The following is a 17,323-nucleotide window of genomic DNA, read 5'->3' on the forward strand; positions in this document are numbered from 1 at the left end:
TGGATGCGCAGAAGATATCTATCTTTTCGGGTTAGATGAAGGAGTCCCGAAGATCGTTTGGAATATGAGAGATATCCGAAGTTTTTCCAGACACACGGGCCGGGAAGTCCCGGTCTGCTCCGGCAAGACGCACCGAGTTTGCCAGGACAATAATGGTCCCGAACTGGTGGGCGATGGCGGCGGTCGCCGGGGTGATGAGTCCGCCGGCGGCACACCCGGCCATCACGGCCGCGAACCCGAGGGCAAAGACGACGTTGGCGGTGATGGTCCTGCTGGTCTGCCGGCCGAGGTGGAGGAACCAGGGGAGGGCGGCGATCCCGCCGCGCATCAGGACGACGTCCGAGGTCTCGAGGGCGACGGTGTCCTCGCGTGACCCGATGGCCACCCCGATCTCTGCCTGAGCGAGGGCGGGGCCGTCGTTGGTGCCGTCGCCGACGAAGCAGACGGTGTGTCCTTCGGCCTGGAGGGTCCTGATCTGCTCCAGTTTCTCCGCCGGGAAGAGTCCGGCCTTCACCTCGGCGGCACCGATGCCGATCTGCGCTGCGACGTCCCTGGCCGCGGCCTCGTGGTCGCCGGTGAGGATGACGACCTTCTCCGCCCCCTCAGCCCTGATGGCCGAGACCACGCCGGGCGCCTCAGGGCGGACCTGGTCCTCGACCCTGATGAGTCCGGCGAAGGCGCCGTCGCGGCCCACGTACAGCGGGGTGGCGCCGGTGCGTGCGATCGCCGTCCCGGTCCCGGCGGCGCCGGGGGGGATGGCGACCCCGGCCTGCTCCATCATCAGGGCGTTGCCGACGACGACTCTTCCTGCAGGGGTCAGGGCCTCCACGCCCATGCCGTGGGTGAGGCGGGCCTCGCTCTGCGCTCTGACTTCGATGCCGGCACGCTCGGCGGCGGCCATGACCGCCCGTGCGAAGGGGTGAGGCGAGCCGCGCTCGGCGGCGGCCGCGAGGCCGAGAAGAGCGTGCTCGTCCTGGCCATCGGCCGGGACCACCCCGGTGACGGCGGGGATCCCCCTGGTGAGGGTGCCGGTCTTGTCGAAGACGCAGGTGTCCACCCGTGCGGCGGCCTCGAGGTACTCGCCGCCCTTGATCAGGACACCCTTCCGTGCGGCGGCGCCGGTCGCGGCCAGGACCGCGGAGGGGGTGGCGAGGAGGAGCGCACACGGGCAGGCGACGATGAGGAGGGTGATCGCCCGGTGCAGGTCGCCGGTCACGGCCCAGACCGCTCCGGCGACGGCGAGGACGACCGGGGTATAGACCGAGGCGAAGTGGTCGATGAAGGGGCGGGCAGGTGGGCGGCGTTCGCCAGCCTCTTTCACGAGGGTGACGATCTTCCCGTAGGTCGAGTCCTCGCCGGCCCTGCTCACCCGCACTTCGAGTGTCCCGTCGAGGTTCACGGTCCCGGCATAGACGTTCCCGCCGACTCCTTTCTCCACCGGCGTGCTCTCGCCGGTCAACCTGGACTCGTCGATCCCCGAACTCCCGACGACGACGGTCCCGTCGACCGGGACGAGGTCGCCGGGCCTGACCAGCACCACGTCGCCGGGGACGAGGTCGTCGGTCCGCACCTCGGTCCATCCGTCTCCATCTTTGCGGAGGGCGTGGCCCGGGTTTGCGACGGCGATCCCCTCGATGTCTCTCTTCGAGCGGTTGAAGGCGAACTCCTCCGCCATCTCGCCGACGGCCATGATCAGTCCGACCTCGGCGGCGGCGGTATACTCGCCGATGAGGACGGCCGCCGCGATGGCGAGGGTGGCGAGTTCGCCTACGTTCCGTTCTCTCCTCGCGAGCCCCCGCACCGTCTCGACGACGAAGGGGGTCGCGGTGATGAGAAGGGAGGCGATGGTGAGGGCGGTGACGAGGAGGGACGGGAGGGCCCGGAGATAGCCGCCGGCCAATGCGACCGCGAGGAGGAGGACGGCAAGTCCGATCCTGGCCGTCTCCCCGGTGCACCATGACGGTCTCTGCATCTCTCTCCCTCACATCAGTCGGTTGATCTTTTTGAGCGCCGAGATGAAGACCTCGGTCTCCACTTCGTTGAGGGCCGAGGCGATCTCGCCTGCCAGGTGGAGGTGGTGGCGGTGGTGATCGAGGAAGGCCTCCTCGCCCCTGGGGGTGAGTTCGATGATGTACGAGCGCCGGTCCTTCTCAGAGGGCGTCCGCCTGGCATACCCGCCCTTCTCCAACCGGTCGACGGTGACCGTGGTCGTGCCGGTGGTGACGCCGAGGTGTTCGGCAAGGTCTTTCATCTTCATCCGGCCGTAGTGGCCGATGATCTCGATCGCGTGCGCCTCCGAGACGGTCAGGGGGCTTGACTGGATGACCGAGGTCTCCCATGATGCAAAGCGGTCGAAAAATTCCACGAGTTCTTCATTGAGTTCTTCGATGGTGTCCATGGTGATCATGATCCTATGGTCTTACAATTTGACATTCAAACTATTTCAAAATCGTACTATTTGAATATGGAGGTGAAGACGACGGGTCACCGCGTGGGATCACCACCCTGTTGCCGCCCCCGGCGCGAGGTTACAGAAAAGATTCTATGATGAGGGGCGGCACGTTGGATCGGTGTGTCTTCTCATAAACCTGTGCTGGGAACTTTGCCCCTCACCCCCTGATGTCGATGAAGATGGGATAGCAGAGAGATGTCGATGAAGAGAAAGTGCGATCTCCCGCCAATCTTCATCAGTGAAGAGCCACGGGGTAGAGGGCAAGCCCTGGAGCTCTCTACGATATGCTCCAGGAGCAATGAGTTTCATCGCCGTCGTTTTTCCAAAGATTCTTCGGGAAGGGTACATCAGCACCGAATGACCGACTATTGATGCAGAGGCTTATGAAAGCAGCAAAGAACAGGTCCGAAGGACCGGGCACGAGCAGAAAAAATGCATGCCCGGAGGTTGGCATATGAGCGTGGTCGCCTCGGTCAGAGGAAAAAAAGATCTCAACGGCCTCCCGGAAGGCCTCAGGGCCATCTTCAGGCAATCAAGTATGGGAGGAAAGGCACCGGAGAGAGTGTCTCCGCCTGCAGGGGGTGAGCGTATGTGACCGACACCGCGGGACGGTGATACTTCTTCTCTGTCCCGGCCATGCACACACAGGTTCCTTGTGCACTCCAGGGAAAAACCCACCGTACTATCTCTCCAGACACCCGCTTGGGGAGGATGTGTCCGGAGCCATACTCAGAAATAATATCGCCACATTTCATCGCCCTCCAGTGGTTCCACGCACCCATAAAGAATCTGAGAGGGAAGAAACTCATTTTTCCACGACCGGTTATGCCGGTCGGAGACACCTTTTGTCCTGATCTCGTGGTTGAAGATCAGATCGCTGCTGCCGGATCAGAGATAAGATGTTGCCACGGGGTGTAGAATTCGGCATGAACTTCTGGCTCGAGCATACCGGATGAAAATGAGATGCCTGTTGCATTGCCGCCCTCCTCGTAGAATTTTTCCTGGAATCTCGCACCGGGGGGTTGCACACCCCGGACCCCTACGAGGAGGATAGGCGGCGGCGATGGAACACGATCCCCCCCGATTCTCCTGTCTTGAAAAGATAGAGAGCAAGTGACGAGAAATTTTCATCGCGTATGCTTGAGCTGGTGGTTCATGGTGAATTCTACAAAGCCCTCTTTTCTACAGAGCCAATTTACCCAGGTTTGCTATCGCTCGCAGCCCCCTGGCGGAAGGTATGCGTTCCAAACTCCTGGAAGGAAGTGCTTCGGTTCGAGTGAGGTTTACACGCCTCAGATCGTTCCAGGGTATCCTCATGGTAAATCTACCCACGATCCTGTCATCTTTCCCGCCCCTCTCGCAGACGATACCGGTCGGCCATGAGGTTTTACATTGCCTGTAGTCATGCGTCGCCTCAGAGGGCCTGGAGAGGCCCGGTTGCCTCGCCGCGTTGCATGAATAAACGCCCCTATGGGCCGATCGGAAAAAGTGCCCGAAACGACCCCGGATAAGGGGTTTTGTCCTTGAAACTCGGGCCAATCCTGGCGAATTTGAGGGTGGGTCATACCGGTGCTCGCTCGATACCGTCACTTCGGAAAATCTCCAATATCCGAAACTTTTTCCGAATGCCCGAAAATCCCGAAAGTCTTTCGGCGAGCCCTCATATCAATCGAACATACAATTCTTTTCCTGAGGAACAGCCTGCATGCAGCTGATTGAACTCAAATCCGGTGATCGTGCACGGATCATCGATATCCACGGCCGGGACGGCCTCCACCAGCATCTCGCTCTCCGCGGGGTCCAGGTCGGCCGCACCGTCACCATGGTCTCCTGCACCTTCGGTCCCGTCGTCCTCCAGAGCGGCGGCGGCGAGATCGTGCTCGGCAGGAGGATGGCAGAACATATCATCGTCGAGAGGTTGTATGACGCAGAAAAAAGTGACAGAGATGGAATATGGCGAGACCGGGGTTGTCATCGAACTCCTTGGTTCTCGTCACGATTTAAACTGCCTTGGCATCAGAAAAGGAAAACGCCTGGAGATGATCACCAGACAACCGATCAAGGGCCCGGCAGTTGTCCTTGCAGAAGGGGTCGAGGTCGCCATGGGCCTTGAGATCGCCGCCCTGGTGGTGGTCGAGGTCTAAAGAAACGTTTCAGGAGCGCAAACACCCATGCAAAATAAGAACACCAATACCCGCACCGTCCTGATGGTCGGGAACCCCAACGTCGGCAAGAGCGCCCTCTTCAACCGCCTCACCGGGGCCGAGGCCGTCGTTTCCAATTATCCGGGCACGACCGTCGACGTCATGAAGGGCAACCTGATCGACGGCGGCACGGCCTATGAGATCATCGACGTGCCGGGCGCCTACTCGCTCGAGCCGCGGGACGCCGCTGAGGAGGTAGCCGTCCGGATCCTGAACGAACACCCCGACGCCGTCGTGCTCCTTGTCCTCGACGCCACCCGCCTGGAACGCGGGCTCTACCTCAGCCTCGAGGTGATGGAGCGGGGTGCGCCGGTGCTCGTCGTCCTCAATATGATGGACGCCGCCCGCGCGAAATCGATCAAAGTCGACGCCCGCCGCCTGCAGAACCTCCTGGGCGTCCCGGTCGTCCAGACCTCGGCAACGATGGGGGAGGGGATCAAGGACCTGGCCGCGATGCTCAGGAAGGCGCAGTCAGCCGACGTCGCCGCCATCTCCGCACGATCAAACGGTTCGTCGCCTGAGACCGCCCGTCTGAGCAGGTGCTCAGGCTGTGCCGGGTGCGGGGGGTGCGAGTGATGGGCCTCACCGCAGACGAGCGCTGGGACCTCGTCGACCGTGTCGCAGGCAAAGTTGTCTCGACCGGCGTCTCGCGCCGCGGCCTTGCCGACGCCCTCGGCGACCTCACCGTCAAACCGCTCACCGGCCTGCCGGTCGCGCTCGCCGTCCTGTATGCCTTCTGGAGCGTCTTCTGCTCGTTCGCCGGCGACTTGGTCACCGACGGCTTCATGGTCAAGTTCTTCGACAACCACTGGCTCCCCTGGCTCCAGAGCGCCTGGCCCGACCCGAACAGTATTCACTACTTCCTCTTCGTCGGCGACCCGCTCGCGGACAACTGCTTCGAGGCCTTTGGTGTCCTGACTTCAGGGCTCTTTGTCTCCATCGGCGTCGTCCTCCCGGCGGTGCTCATCTTCTACCTGACGATGACCCTCCTTGAGGACTCGGGGTATCTGCCGCGGCTTGCGGTTCTGGCCGACACCTTCCTCCACAAGATCGGGCTCCACGGGTACGCGATCGTCCCAACGATCCTGGGCCTCGGGTGCAATGTCCCGGCCGTCACGGCGACCAGGGTACTGGAGACGAAGAAACAGCGTTTCCTGATGATGACGCTCCTTGCGATCTTCGTCCCGTGCGGGGCACAACTCGGGATCATGCTTGCTGTCATCCCTGACCTGGTGGGATGGGTCATCCTGTATCTGCTCATCGGTTTCGCGGTCTTCGGGTTCCTCCTTGACCGCCTGATACCAGGGGAGAACCCCGAGATCCTCATCGACGTCCCGCCATACCGGTGGCCGATCCGCGAGAACGTGACGAAGAAACTCTGGAACCGGACCAAAGGTTTCCTCAAGGAGGCGATCCCCTTTGTCTGGCTCGGCATCCTCATCGTCAACGTCCTGTATCTCACCGGCGTGATCCAGGCTCTCTCCAACCTGCTGGCGCCCATCTTTATCACGTGGTTCGGGGTGCCGTCCGAGACGGTCGCACCGCTGATTGCCGCATTCCTCAGGAAGGACCTTGCGGTCGCTCAGCTCTCCACCATCGCCATGACGCCGTACCAGATGATCACCTCGGTCGTCCTGATCTCCATCTACTTCCCGTGCGTGGCCACCTTCGTGATCATGCTCCGTGAGGGCTGGAAGCAGCTCCTGGCCGCTATTGCGGTCCTGGCTGTGGTCGTTCTCACATACGGCGGCGTGATCCACGGGATCGGCATTCTCCTGGGGGTGGCATAAATGAAGACATCATATACTATCGCATCCATCGGTGCCGCTCTCGTCGGAGCGGCGGCACTCATCCTCGGCCTTGCCGACGTCCTTGTCTGGGCGGGCGGCACCGGGCCGATCAGTATCGGCATCCTTGAGATCACCGGCGAAGACTTCTTCCGCTGGGCCTGGGGCGGCCTGGTCGTCGCCCTCGGCGGGCTCTTCATGCTCGCCGGCGCCCGCGGCCTCGGAGACCTCGACCAGCGTGCCACCGCCGTGCTGGGAGCGATCATGGTCTGGCTGGTCGCGGGCTGCGACATCTTCGGGATGATCTGCGGCGGCATTCCGGCGGGAGAGGAGAGCGAGGCCTTCTTCAACTCGCTCGGAGGGTTCATCGGAGGCTTCGCACCCCCGTACGCCCCGGCGATCCTCCTCCTCCCCTTCACGCTCATCGTCGCCTGGCTCCTCCTCAACCAGAGGCAGGGGGCCTGAACAACCTTTTTGATGAAGCATGGTAAAGGTACAGGGCGTGATTGCCCTCACCAGAAAAGCCGAAGACTACCTTGAGGCCATCCTCAATGTCTCTCTTGAGAAGGGTTATGCCAGGACCAAGGATGTCGCCGGCGAACTCGACGTCAGCCCCTCAAGCGTCGTGGAGATGTTCCAGAAACTCGACCGGATGGGTCTGGTCGAGTATCGGAAGTACGAGGGCGTGACGCTCAGGCCGGAGGGAGAGAAGGTCGCCTGGGTGATCAAGTCCAGGCACGACACGCTCAAGTCGTTCCTGATGCTCATCGAGGTGCCCGAAGATGTCGCCGACAAAGATGCCTGTTTCATGGAGCACGAACTCCACCCCGAGACCATCGAGCAGATCGGAGTGCTGGTGGAATATTTCAGGAACGGCACCGGTTCTTCTGACGCACGCGAGCGCTTTTCCGCATTCTGCAAGAAGTTCCATTTTGAGAGACGCCAACGGTGAGTTTTCGACCAGAGCAAGCAGAAGAAGGCATCACGAGGGCTCCACATCCGGATATCCCCTCCAGACAATGAGGTCATCCCAGAACTCTCCTGCCTTACCCTCGCAGAAGCGAGCGATGGATGATAGTTGAAATATCGGCCGCGTAGAATCGGGCATGAACCTGGGGTTCAAGCATACGCGATGAAAATTTCTCGTTGCTTGATCTCTCTTTTTCAAGACAGGAGAATCGATGGAAACTATGTTTTATTGCCGCTCCCACCTATCCTCGTCGTGGGGGGGTTCGGGGGGTGCAACCCCCCGGCGCGAGAAGGTAGTGAAGATTCGACGATTGTGGGCGGCACGTCTGATCGGCGTGCCTACCCACCCACGCTTCGACTGTGAGTGTAGAAGGTCTGCCATTTAAGTGATGACAGGACACTTGTGGCGTCCAGATGATGACCGATCCGGTGTCCTTCTTCATGGCCTTCGGGCTGACCCTCCTGGCCGGACTCTCGACCGGCCTCGGGAGCCTGATGGCCTTTTTTACCCGGCGGACAAGTACCCGCTTTCTCTCGGCCGCCCTCGGGTTCTCGGCCGGAGTGATGCTCTATGTCTCCTTCGTCGAACTCCTTGTCGGTGCCATGGAGACCGCCGGGGCGCCGGTCGCAACCGTCGCCTTCTTCTGCGGCGTGGGGGTCATCGCCCTCATCGATCGGGTCGTCCCGTACCCCCAGAACCCGCATGAGGTAAGGAAGGTCGAGGCAATAAACGAAGGAGAAGGGAAGCGCAGGGAGACCGGCGGCCTGTACCGCACCGGCCTCCTCACCGCCGCGGCGATCGCCCTCCACAACATGCCCGAGGGGATGGCCACCTTCTCCGGCGCTCTCCTCGACCCGGGCATCGGCGTGGCGATCGCCGTCGCCATCGCCATCCACAACATCCCCGAAGGGATCGCCGTCTCGGTGCCGATCTATTATGCGACCGGAAGCAGGTGGATGGCCTTCCTGTACTCCCTTCTTTCAGGACTTGCAGAACCCGCCGGTGCGGTGGTCGCCTTTCTCATCCTCCTTCCTTATCTCAGCGGGGCGGTGCTCGGCATTCTCTTCGCTGTAGTCGCCGGGATCATGGTCTTTGTCGCCGTCGACGAACTCCTGCCCGCAGCCAGGGAGTACGGGGAGGCGCACCTCGCAGTCTACGGCCTGGTCCTCGGGATGGCGGTGATGGCGGCGGTGCTGCTGGTGGTCCGGTGAAAGGCAGGGGGATCGGTTTTCACAGTGCCAGCATCCGCTCGATGGCCGCCCGCGCCCGGTCGGCGATCTCGGGCGGGACGGTGACCCTGGGTTCCAGGCGTTCCAGGGTTTTTCTGACCAGGGGGAGGTCGGTCTTTTTCATATTGATGCAGATGGCCTGCTCGGAGAGAGGATAACAGCGCTTCCCCGGACATTTCTTCTGCATCGGGTACAGGATCCCGTTCTCGGTCCCGATGACGAACTCCTCGCCCGGTGACGAGCAGACATGCCTGACCATCCCTGAGGTGGAGAAGACATGGTCGGCGGCATCGATCACCTCGGGCCGGCACTCGGGGTGGACGAGCACCTCGGCGTCGGGGTGCGCTTCCCTCGCCTGGTCGACGTCCTCGACCGTCATCCGGTCATGGACATAACAGAACCCTTCCCAGGGGAGGATCTCCTTGGCGGTGAAGCGTGCGACGTACCGCCCAAGGTTCCGGTCAGGCACGAAGATCACCTGGTCGGCGTCCAGCGACTCGACCACCGCCACCGCGTTGGCCGAGGTGCAGCAGATGTCGCTCTCGGCCTTCACCTCTGCCGGGGTGTTTACATAACAGGCCACCGCCGCTTTCGGGTACCGCTCCCTGAGCGTCCGCACCTCGCCGGCGGTGACCATCTGGGCCATCGGGCAGAGGGCGTCGACGGCGGGGAGGAGGACCCGTTTTTCGGGGGCGAGGATCGCGGCGGTCTCGGCCATGAAGTCGACACCGCAGAAGACGATGATCTCTTCTTCGAGTCCGGCGGCGGCGCGTGCAAGTTCGAGGGAGTCGCCGACAAGGTCGGCGATCTCCTGGACCTCAGGGATCTGATAATTATGGGCGATGATCACGGCGCCCTGCTCTCTCTTCAGGCGTGCGATCTCGTCTTGAATGGTCTGGTTCACCATCTCACCTGCTCCTGATTTGTTCCCGGTCTCTTCCCAATGGTGCCGGTAATGGGTTGCGTGATTGTGAATGTTGTGGTCGTTGAATGCAACAGAACCTGCATCCTTCTCGCCTCACTCACGGGGGAGTGAGGGAGCGCCCGCGACCCGTTCGGGCCTGGTGTAGATATTCATCTTTCGCCCGCGGGCGAACCCGACCACGGTCACGCCTCCCTCCTCGGCGATCCTGAGGGCCAGCGTGGTCGTCGCCCCCCTGGAGACGACCACCGGCACCCCGGCGACCAGGCACTTTCTCACCATCTCGGATGAGATCCGGCCCGAACAGACCACGAAGGTGCGGGAAAAGTCGATCTCATGCAGAAGACCGTACCCGATGACGCGGTCCATCGCGTTGTGCCGCCCGATATCCTCGGCCAGACAGACCCGGCCCTCACGGTCGTACAGCCCGACGATGTGCACCCCCCCGGTCCTGGCATGGAGGTCTGAGGTGAGGGCGTCCTGCACCGCCGCACGGAGCGTGGCCGGGGTCACCTCGAGGTCGGAACTGACCGTCGGGAGACGGGCGCCGTCGAGGAAGGAGGAGGTCCCCCCGCACCCGGAGAGGACCGTCTTTTTTGAGACCAGAATGGCGAAGGGGTTGGTGGTCAGGACACTCGCGGCATGCTCTTCGATCGTCATAGACTCGATCTCGTCGAGGCCCCTGACGATCCCCTCGGTGAAGAGAAAACCGGTCACAAACTCCCTGAGCATCGCCGGGCCGGTCATGGCGGTGAGGGCCTGGCGGCCATTGACGGTGACGGTGAACGCGACCTCCTCCACGACCGCATGCTCTCCTCCGGCAAACGCCTCCTCCTCCACCCGGATACAGGGGACTTCCCTGAACATCCTCACACCGTCCGCGTGATCTCCTCGACGGCGGCCAGGAGGAGGTCGACCTCCTCCGCCGTATTGTACAGGTACAAACTTGCCCGCACCGTCCCGTGCGCCAGGCCGAGGTGGCGCATCAGGGGCATGCAGCAGTGTTCGCCCGACCGCACCATGATCCCGGCGGCCTCGTCAAGGATATGGGCCACGTCGTGAGGGTGCATCCCGTCCACCACAAAGGAGACCACACCGATCCGCTTCTTCGGATCATCGGGCCCAAAGACGGTGACGTGATCCAGTCCTGAAAGCCCCTTGAAGAGTCGGCCGGTCAGGTGTGCTTCATGCCGGCGGACCTCATTCATCCCGACCTCTTCGAGATAGCCGACCGCCCGCCCGAGCCCGATCATCCCGGCGACATGCGGTGTCCCGGCCTCATACCGTGCCGGCGGCGCGGCCGGCGTATAGCCGTCGGGGGTGACCGTCTCGATCATCCCGCCGCCCAGGAGGAGAGGGTCGAGGTCGGGTTCCCGCATCCAGAGGATGCCGGTCCCGGTCGGCCCGAGCATCTTGTGCCCTGAGAAACAGAGGTAGTCGCAGCCGAGACGCTCCACATCGACGGGGAGGTGCGGGACCGACTGGGCCCCGTCCACCAGCAGGCGGGCGCCATGCTCGTGGACGATCGTCCCGATCTCCCTGACCGGCTGGACCGACCCAAGGGCGTTGGAGGCATGAGTGAGTGCCACCAGCCTGGTCCGGTCGTCGACCGCCGCTTCGACGACGGCCGGGTCGAGGAGACCGTCGGGTTCGGGGGCGACGACCTCGACCTCCACACCCCGCTCACGGAGCCGCAGCCAGGGGAGGAGGTTGGAGTGGTGTTCTGAGGAGAAGGTGACCGCCCGGTCGCCAGGCCGCCAGCGCATCCCGCCGGCGACCATGTTCACCGAGGCCGTCGTGTTGGCGGTCAGCACGGTCACCCCGGCCTGTCCCCCGATAAACCCGGCGACCCGCGCCCTCGCGTCCTCAAAGCGTTGCGAAGCGAACCGGGTCAGCCGGTGGACGCCGCGCCCGACATTGGCTCGATAGCGCCGGTCGTACTCGGCCACCGCACCAATCACCTGCTCGGGGCAGAGGCTGACCGAGGCACTGTCCATATAGACCAGGTCTTCGGTCAGCGGGAAGTCGGCACGACACTCTCTGATATCTCTCATAACACTGTGCCCCTCTGCACCTGCCATCGTCACCTCACCGCATATACCTTCTGCCGCTACCACGCCGCTCAGACGATCGCCCGGCATCACAATATTGAAATGGTGGAAATGTGACGTAAGGAATGAATTCACGATCGTGAATCGGCCCGAAGCATATATATCCTCCCCGCTTGAGCGCATGCACTGTGATCATGCCCGGGCACATCAGATACAGGAGAAATCCAGAATGGACGCAATAAAGATGATCAATAGAATCTCTACAATAGTCAACGACTACCGCCAACGCCGCGGCCTGTCTTCCTGGCAGGACGATCACCAGGAGGCATGAGCGCGTGTCGGCCGGAGAAGAGGACCGCTATGCTCGCCAGGTGATGCTCTTTGGCAGAGAGGGGCAGGAACGTCTGGACAATGCGCATGTCTTCATCGCCGGTGCCGGCGGGTTGGGGTGCCCGGTCGCCCTCTACCTTGCCGCCGCCGGGATCGGTACGATCACCATCGTCGACAACGATTTCATCGAGACGACCAACCTCAACCGGCAGGTGCTCCATTATGAGAAGGACGTCGGGCGGCAGAAGGTCGACTCGGTGCGGGAGAAACTGGCCGCCTTCAACTCGCAGATCACGGTGCATGCCGTCTCCACGACGATCGACCAGGCGAACGCCGCCGACCTGGTGGGGGACGCCGACCTGATCATCGACGCCCTGGACAACTTCGAGACGAGGTACGTCCTCAACCAGGTCGCCATCGAGAAGGGGATCCCCTTCATCCACGGTGCGATCAGCGGGTTCGACGGGCAGGCGACAGTGCTCATCCCGGGCAAGACCCCGTGTCTCAGATGTATCTTCCCCAAGGCCCCGCCGAAAGTGGTCTTCCCGGCGGTCGGCACGACACCCGGTCTGATCGGGATGATCCAGGCAAACGAGACGATCAAGTATCTGACCGGCACCGGCGAACTCCTTGCCGGGCGCCTGCTCATCCTGGACGGACTGAGAGGGACGACCGACTCGATCGAGATCGTGCGGGACGAGGCCTGCACGGCGTGCAGGGAGACGAAATGAAGGTACGGGTACGGGCCTTCGCACGGTTCAGGGAGATCTTCGGGTCCGAGCAGGTCATCGATCTTCCCGATGGGGCCGGGCTCGACGTCCTTCTCAAGAGGTTTGCAGAGCGCCGTGAGGATGGGCGTGCCGCCCTCTTCGACGGAGAGGGACGGCTCCTGAGCCATGTGGTGCTGATGCACAACCGGCGACGGGTCGGAGATGCCGCGGTCAGCGGGACGGCCCTCGCGGACGGGGACGAGGTCGCCGTCTTCCCGCCGGTCGCCGGCGGATAAACCAGGAGATGGAGAGAGATGATCACTATCTCCCATGACGAGATCGACGCCGGTGCGCTGATCCGGGCTGCACAGAGGCCGGAGATGGGCGCGCTGGTCACCTTTGTCGGGACCGTCAGGGACGACGACGGACTTGAGGCGATGGAACTCGAGGCCTATGAGGAGGCGGCACACGAAGAACTCACGGCGATCCGGGACGAGGCGATGGAGCGATATGCCATCGACTCGGTGGATATCGTCCACCGGATCGGCAGGCTCGAGGTCGGCGAGACGATCCTGGTCATCGTCGTCGGCGCCGGGCACCGGAAAGAGGCGTTTCCCGCCTGTGAGTACGTCATCGACCGGCTCAAGCAGACGGTGCCGATCTGGAAGAAAGAGTACAGGGCCGGCGACGAAACGTGGGTGGCCGGCGAGGCGGGAAGCAGGAAAGAATGAGAATCGTCTCCTCATCCCTGAGGAAGCCGTCTTCCATGCCCTGACGGAGTGCTCGAGCAGAGGACGCCGACCGTGCGCGACAGGGGGACGCTCAGGGTCGCAGAACTCGATGCATTGTTTCTCGTCGCTTGGTCTCTCCCTTTTCAAGACAGGAGAACAGGTGGAGGCCTCGCTCCATCGCCGCCCCCGCCTATCCTCGTCGTGGGGGGATCCGGGAGCAGCGCCCCCGGCGTGAAGATGAGGGAAGGCACGTCGATCAGACGGGCCGCCCTATCAGAAGGACGAGGAATGTTAAACGGTTTTCTCCCCCAGGGGGAGACCTCCAGGACCTCCCATGACGAAGATAGGGGCGGGGCGGCATTTATCTCTTGAACGACGTCGTACTTCAGAAACATCTTCAGATCACATATCAAGTCCGGAAAGTACTGGGACGACCTTGGCGTATGCTTGAAGTCCAGAGTTCATGCCCGATTCAACAGAGCCATGCATTCTGAATTCCCGGGGCGGAAGGGATTTGATCCAGACAACGATTCCTGTCGGGATATGTCCCCTTTGAACATGGGATCATTTGACGGGTGGAGACGAGAACGGCGTACAGAGCATCTGTCCTCAGATCTGGGAGAGAAAGAAATTAATCATATGTTTATTTAAATATTGTCCGATATAAACTAGACGTTTTTGACTGCTTATTGTTTCTTTTGTGACATATGGGAACCAACTTATGACTTGAACCGTATATTATACGTTTGAATGGATCATGGTGGATACGGTGGAGGCAACTGGAAGGGAGCGTGAGATGAACTGCTTCATCAGGACACATGGAGCAGATGCAAACCGTTGCATCCGGCGCACCTGTACGATCAGGAGAGACCTGTTCGGACAGGGCACTGATCACCCCCATGGGCGGTGATATCATGGGTCTGTTGCACGATCTCTTCGGTGGTTCCGGGAAGGCCCGCCACGCAAAGGTGACACAGAGCCGTAGAGAGTATGGACCGGGGGAATCATCAGGGCAGCGGGGCATGCATGAACCTGACCAGGACGAGATCATCCGAGCCCTCTCAGAGGAACTGGTCGCCCGCGCCCGGGATGGCGGGCAGAACCCCGGGGTTCCCTTTGAAGAGACCACGGCCTTCAAACAATTTGTGGCATCCACACAAGCGCAGACCGTTGCAGACACTGTAGCGCAGGTGGACTACGATCTCGTGATCGACGAGATCGTCGCGGAGATCCCGAACGGCCTGATACCCATCGGGAATGTCGAGGCCGTCTGTCCGTACTGTGGCAAGAGCCTGAAGAAAAAGCCGCTCAAAAAGACAAAGTGCCCGGCATGCCGGAATGAAATCCAGGTCATGAGACGACCGGCCGACGGACTGCGGGTGCTGGTCACCGACGAGCAGGTGGAGGACCTGGAGATCCAGGCATTTGTCGAGGCCGGCGAGTACGATAAGCAGATCTGGTTGCTCAAGGAGAGAATGAAGAAGATCCGGGCATCCGGAGAACAGTTCTGGCGGTGCGACGCCGGGATCGACGCCCAGGTCGTCCCTTATGAGGCCCTATGCATGCACGGCAAGGTTGTTGCCGTTGGGTCCCCGGAGGAACTGGAGGTTCTCACAATCTTATCGGCTCCAGGATGCATCGGGATGCCGGTGCAGATCCAGGGCGATCGCGGGTTTGACCCGATGGATGAGATCTATGCCTCTCAGCGCTATGAAAGGGCGCTTGAGATCCTCCAGTGTCTCCCGAAGAGCAGAAAAAACAGTGAATATGCACAGAAGTTAAGGCGTATGCTCGGGTAGGGATCGGGTGGGTTCGGGGGGTGCAACCCCCCGGTGCGAGATTCCAGGAACAATTCTACGATGAGGGCGGCACATCTAGATCATCACGCCTTCCCAAACATCGGTGCCGGGGGCGGAGCCCCCGGACCCCCAGGATGAAGATTGGGGCGGAAGGCGGGGAAATGAATATGAAAGGGGGGTTGCAGTCCGCCGCCTATCGCTCGCGTGGGGGGTTTGGGGGGCGGCAGGGCCCCCGTCGAAGAGAACCATCACGATGATTTACCATGAAAATGATCCAGACGATCCTCTCTTCAGGTTTGCATGAGAGTTTGAACTCTTCATATCATGTTGAAGCCGATACGCAGAGGATAGAATATTCCTCTGATGGATCGGCCGCCCCCAATCGTCAAATCTTTACCGCCATCTCGCGCCGGGGGCTCTGCCCCCGGACCCCCACGACGAGGATAGCCGGGGCGGCGATGAAACCAGATCTTCCAAAGATCCTGTCGCGAGGATTGGGGTCCCGCCCACACGCCGTAGCGCAGCTCAGAAAATTTTCATCGCGTATGCGTGAGCCGAGGGTTCATGCTCGATTCTACAAAGTCCATTTATCCGTAGCCGTGAGGGACCGGTGATCCCGGCCAGAAAGATTTATCCCGCCCCCCTGCCTCCTGCCCCCCGGGTATTCCCATGAAAGAGTACGACCTCATCGCCGTCGGTTCGGGCTCGGCGATGCCGGTGGTGGAGGCCTATCTTGAAGACCATCCGAAGGCCCGGGCCGCGGTCGTCGATAAAGACGCACCAGGCGGGATCTGCCTGACCCGCGGGTGCATCCCTTCGAAGATGCTCCTCTACCCGGCAGAACTGGTCCGGATGGTCGAGCGGGCGGCCGGGTTTGGGGTGAAGGCCAGACTTGAGGAGGTCGATTTCGCCGCGGTGATGGAGCGGATGCGGACCTCTGTGCAGGAGGAGGTCGCCGGGATCAGGGCGAGCCTGGAGTCCTCCCCAGACCTCGACTACTATCAGGAGGTGGCCGAGTTCACGGCCCCGTACACACTCTCGGTCGGCGGAACCGCGATGCATGCCCCGCTGATCCTCCTCTGCACGGGATCGCGTCCGGCCGTCCCGCCGGTCGCCGGCCTCGAGGAAGTCGGATATCTCACCAGCGACACGCTTCTCGAACTGGAAGAACTTCCCGAAAGCGTGGCAGTCATCGGGGGCGGATACATCGCCGCGGAGTACGGTCATTTCCTCGCGGCGATGGGTGCGGCGGTGACGGTCATCGGGAGAAACCCGAGATTCCTCCCCTCCGAAGAGCCCGAGGTCTCCGCACTTGCACGGCGAGCACTCGGCCGGCACCTCGCCATCGTCACCGGCCACGAGGTGCGGCGGGCCGGGAGGACCGCAAATGGGCAGATCAGACTCACCGCACGGGACCGTATCGGCGGCACGGACGTGGAATTTGTCGCCGACGCCGTCCTGGTCGCTTCAGGGCGGCGCCCCAACACCGACCTTCTCCACCCGGAACAGGCCGGGATCAGGACCGACACCCACGGGTGGATCGCGGTGGACGAGTATCTCCAGACCTCCAGCTCCAACGTCTGGGCGTTCGGCGACGCGAACGGGAAGTCCCTCTTCAAGCATGTCGGCAACTATGAGGCAAAGATCGTCTACCTGAACGCGGTTCTGGGAGAACGGGTGAAAGCGGCATACGATGTCGTGCCGCACGCCGTCTTCACCGACCCAGAGATCGCCGCTGTCGGCCTGGCCGAGCAGGAGGCCGTGGAACGATATGGCGAAGACGGGATCCTGATCGGTTTCCAGCGCTACGATGAGACGGCGAAGGGGATGGCGATGGGGGTGAAGGACGGTTTTGTGAAGGTGATCCTGGAGCGTGCGACCCTCAAGATCCTCGGGGCGCATATCATCGGCCCTTCGGCGTCGGTCCTCATTCAGGAGGTCGTCACCGCGATGTACCTCTCCGGGGGGGTGGCGGAGGCGGTGATGGAGAGCATGCACATCCACCCGGCCCTTTCCGAGGTGGTGCAGCGGGCATTTCTCAACCTGATGACCCCTTCCGGGTATGCAAGCGTCATCGGCAGATCGGGTCCAGAACGATCAGAGTAAGAGAGGAGGTCATCCCGGAACTCCTGACCGGG

General features: G+C 61.9%; 16 protein-coding genes and 1 pseudogene. 12 read left to right on the forward strand and 5 right to left on the reverse strand.

The genetic code is table 11. The features are described 5' to 3' along the window. Nucleotides 1-31: 31 nt before the first annotated feature. Nucleotides 32-1,972, reverse strand: coding sequence for a heavy metal translocating P-type ATPase (locus E2N92_RS13435; RefSeq protein WP_220681648.1), 1,941 nt, complete (start codon nt 1,970-1,972; stop codon nt 32-34). 9 nt (nt 1,973-1,981) lie between these two features. Beyond that, nucleotides 1,982-2,407: a MarR family winged helix-turn-helix transcriptional regulator gene (locus E2N92_RS13440; protein WP_246589246.1), complete on the reverse strand. Its 426-nt coding sequence runs from the start codon at nt 2,405-2,407 to the stop codon at nt 1,982-1,984. Nucleotides 2,408-4,157: 1,750 nt separating this feature from the next. Between E2N92_RS13440 and E2N92_RS13840 the strand changes: the two are divergent. The 7 genes and pseudogenes from E2N92_RS13840 to zupT form a co-directional block, all read left to right on the forward strand. Then, a pseudogene (locus E2N92_RS13840) lies at nt 4,158-4,310 on the forward strand (FeoA family protein); the annotation flags it as partial. A gap of 88 nt (nt 4,311-4,398) precedes the next feature. After that, nucleotides 4,399-4,596: a FeoA family protein gene (locus tag E2N92_RS13450; protein WP_246589363.1), complete on the forward strand. Its 198-nt coding sequence runs from the start codon at nt 4,399-4,401 to the stop codon at nt 4,594-4,596. A gap of 27 nt (nt 4,597-4,623) precedes the next feature. Further along, entirely contained in the window at nt 4,624-5,232 is a 609-nt protein-coding gene (locus E2N92_RS13455) for a FeoB small GTPase domain-containing protein (protein WP_220681650.1), read from the forward strand. Then, nucleotides 5,232-6,446, forward strand: coding sequence for a nucleoside recognition domain-containing protein (locus E2N92_RS13460; protein WP_220681651.1), 1,215 nt, complete (start codon nt 5,232-5,234; stop codon nt 6,444-6,446). The genes E2N92_RS13455 and E2N92_RS13460 overlap by 1 nt, the downstream gene beginning before the upstream one ends. Continuing rightward, complete coding sequence (locus tag E2N92_RS13465) at nt 6,447-6,908, forward strand: hypothetical protein (RefSeq protein WP_220681652.1); 462 nt, start codon at nt 6,447-6,449, stop codon at nt 6,906-6,908. It begins immediately after the preceding gene. Between the two features lie 19 nt (nt 6,909-6,927). Beyond that, complete coding sequence (locus E2N92_RS13470) at nt 6,928-7,395, forward strand: metal-dependent transcriptional regulator (protein WP_220681653.1); 468 nt, start codon at nt 6,928-6,930, stop codon at nt 7,393-7,395. 431 nt (nt 7,396-7,826) lie between these two features. Then, the gene (zupT, locus tag E2N92_RS13475) at nt 7,827-8,624 is read left to right on the forward strand and encodes a zinc transporter ZupT (protein ID WP_246589248.1); all 798 of its coding nucleotides are present in this window, start codon (nt 7,827-7,829) and stop codon (nt 8,622-8,624) included. Between the two features lie 19 nt (nt 8,625-8,643). Here the strand turns inward: zupT and nadA are convergent, their stop codons facing one another. From nadA to E2N92_RS13490, 3 genes are all read right to left on the reverse strand, one after another. Beyond that, nucleotides 8,644-9,549 (reverse strand): quinolinate synthase NadA, encoded by a 906-nt coding sequence (nadA, locus tag E2N92_RS13480; protein WP_220681654.1) that lies wholly within the window; start codon nt 9,547-9,549, stop codon nt 8,644-8,646. A gap of 111 nt (nt 9,550-9,660) precedes the next feature. Beyond that, nucleotides 9,661-10,431, reverse strand: a complete 771-nt coding sequence (gene fdhD, locus E2N92_RS13485) for a formate dehydrogenase accessory sulfurtransferase FdhD (protein ID WP_220681655.1) — start codon at nt 10,429-10,431, stop codon at nt 9,661-9,663. Between the two features lie 2 nt (nt 10,432-10,433). Next, the gene (locus E2N92_RS13490; RefSeq protein WP_220681656.1) at nt 10,434-11,618 is read right to left on the reverse strand and encodes an aminotransferase class V-fold PLP-dependent enzyme; all 1,185 of its coding nucleotides are present in this window, start codon (nt 11,616-11,618) and stop codon (nt 10,434-10,436) included. A 332-nt stretch (nt 11,619-11,950) separates the two neighbouring features. Here E2N92_RS13490 and E2N92_RS13495 point away from each other — a divergent pair, with 332 nt between their 5' ends. The 5 genes from E2N92_RS13495 to E2N92_RS13515 all read left to right on the forward strand — a co-directional run bounded on the left by E2N92_RS13495 (nt 11,951) and on the right by E2N92_RS13515 (nt 17,291). After that, a complete protein-coding gene (locus E2N92_RS13495; protein WP_281425786.1) occupies nt 11,951-12,676 on the forward strand; it encodes a HesA/MoeB/ThiF family protein in 726 nt (241 codons plus the stop codon). Further along, nucleotides 12,673-12,951 (forward strand): MoaD/ThiS family protein, encoded by a 279-nt coding sequence (locus tag E2N92_RS13500; RefSeq protein ID WP_220681657.1) that lies wholly within the window; start codon nt 12,673-12,675, stop codon nt 12,949-12,951. Before E2N92_RS13495 ends, E2N92_RS13500 begins: the two co-directional genes overlap by 4 nt. Nucleotides 12,952-12,969: 18 nt before the next feature. After that, a complete protein-coding gene (locus E2N92_RS13505; protein ID WP_220681658.1) occupies nt 12,970-13,386 on the forward strand; it encodes a molybdenum cofactor biosynthesis protein MoaE in 417 nt (138 codons plus the stop codon). 1,022 nt (nt 13,387-14,408) lie between these two features. Next, complete coding sequence (locus E2N92_RS13510; RefSeq protein ID WP_220681659.1) at nt 14,409-15,185, forward strand: hypothetical protein; 777 nt, start codon at nt 14,409-14,411, stop codon at nt 15,183-15,185. A gap of 669 nt (nt 15,186-15,854) precedes the next feature. After that, nucleotides 15,855-17,291 carry a dihydrolipoyl dehydrogenase gene (locus E2N92_RS13515; RefSeq protein WP_220681660.1) on the forward strand — a complete coding sequence of 479 codons (1,437 nt, stop codon included), beginning with the start codon at nt 15,855-15,857 and terminating at the stop codon, nt 17,289-17,291. Nucleotides 17,292-17,323 lie beyond the last annotated feature (32 nt).

This window comes from Methanofollis formosanus (assembly GCF_019633745.1).
Taxonomy (GTDB): Archaea; Halobacteriota; Methanomicrobia; order Methanomicrobiales; family Methanofollaceae; genus Methanofollis; species Methanofollis formosanus.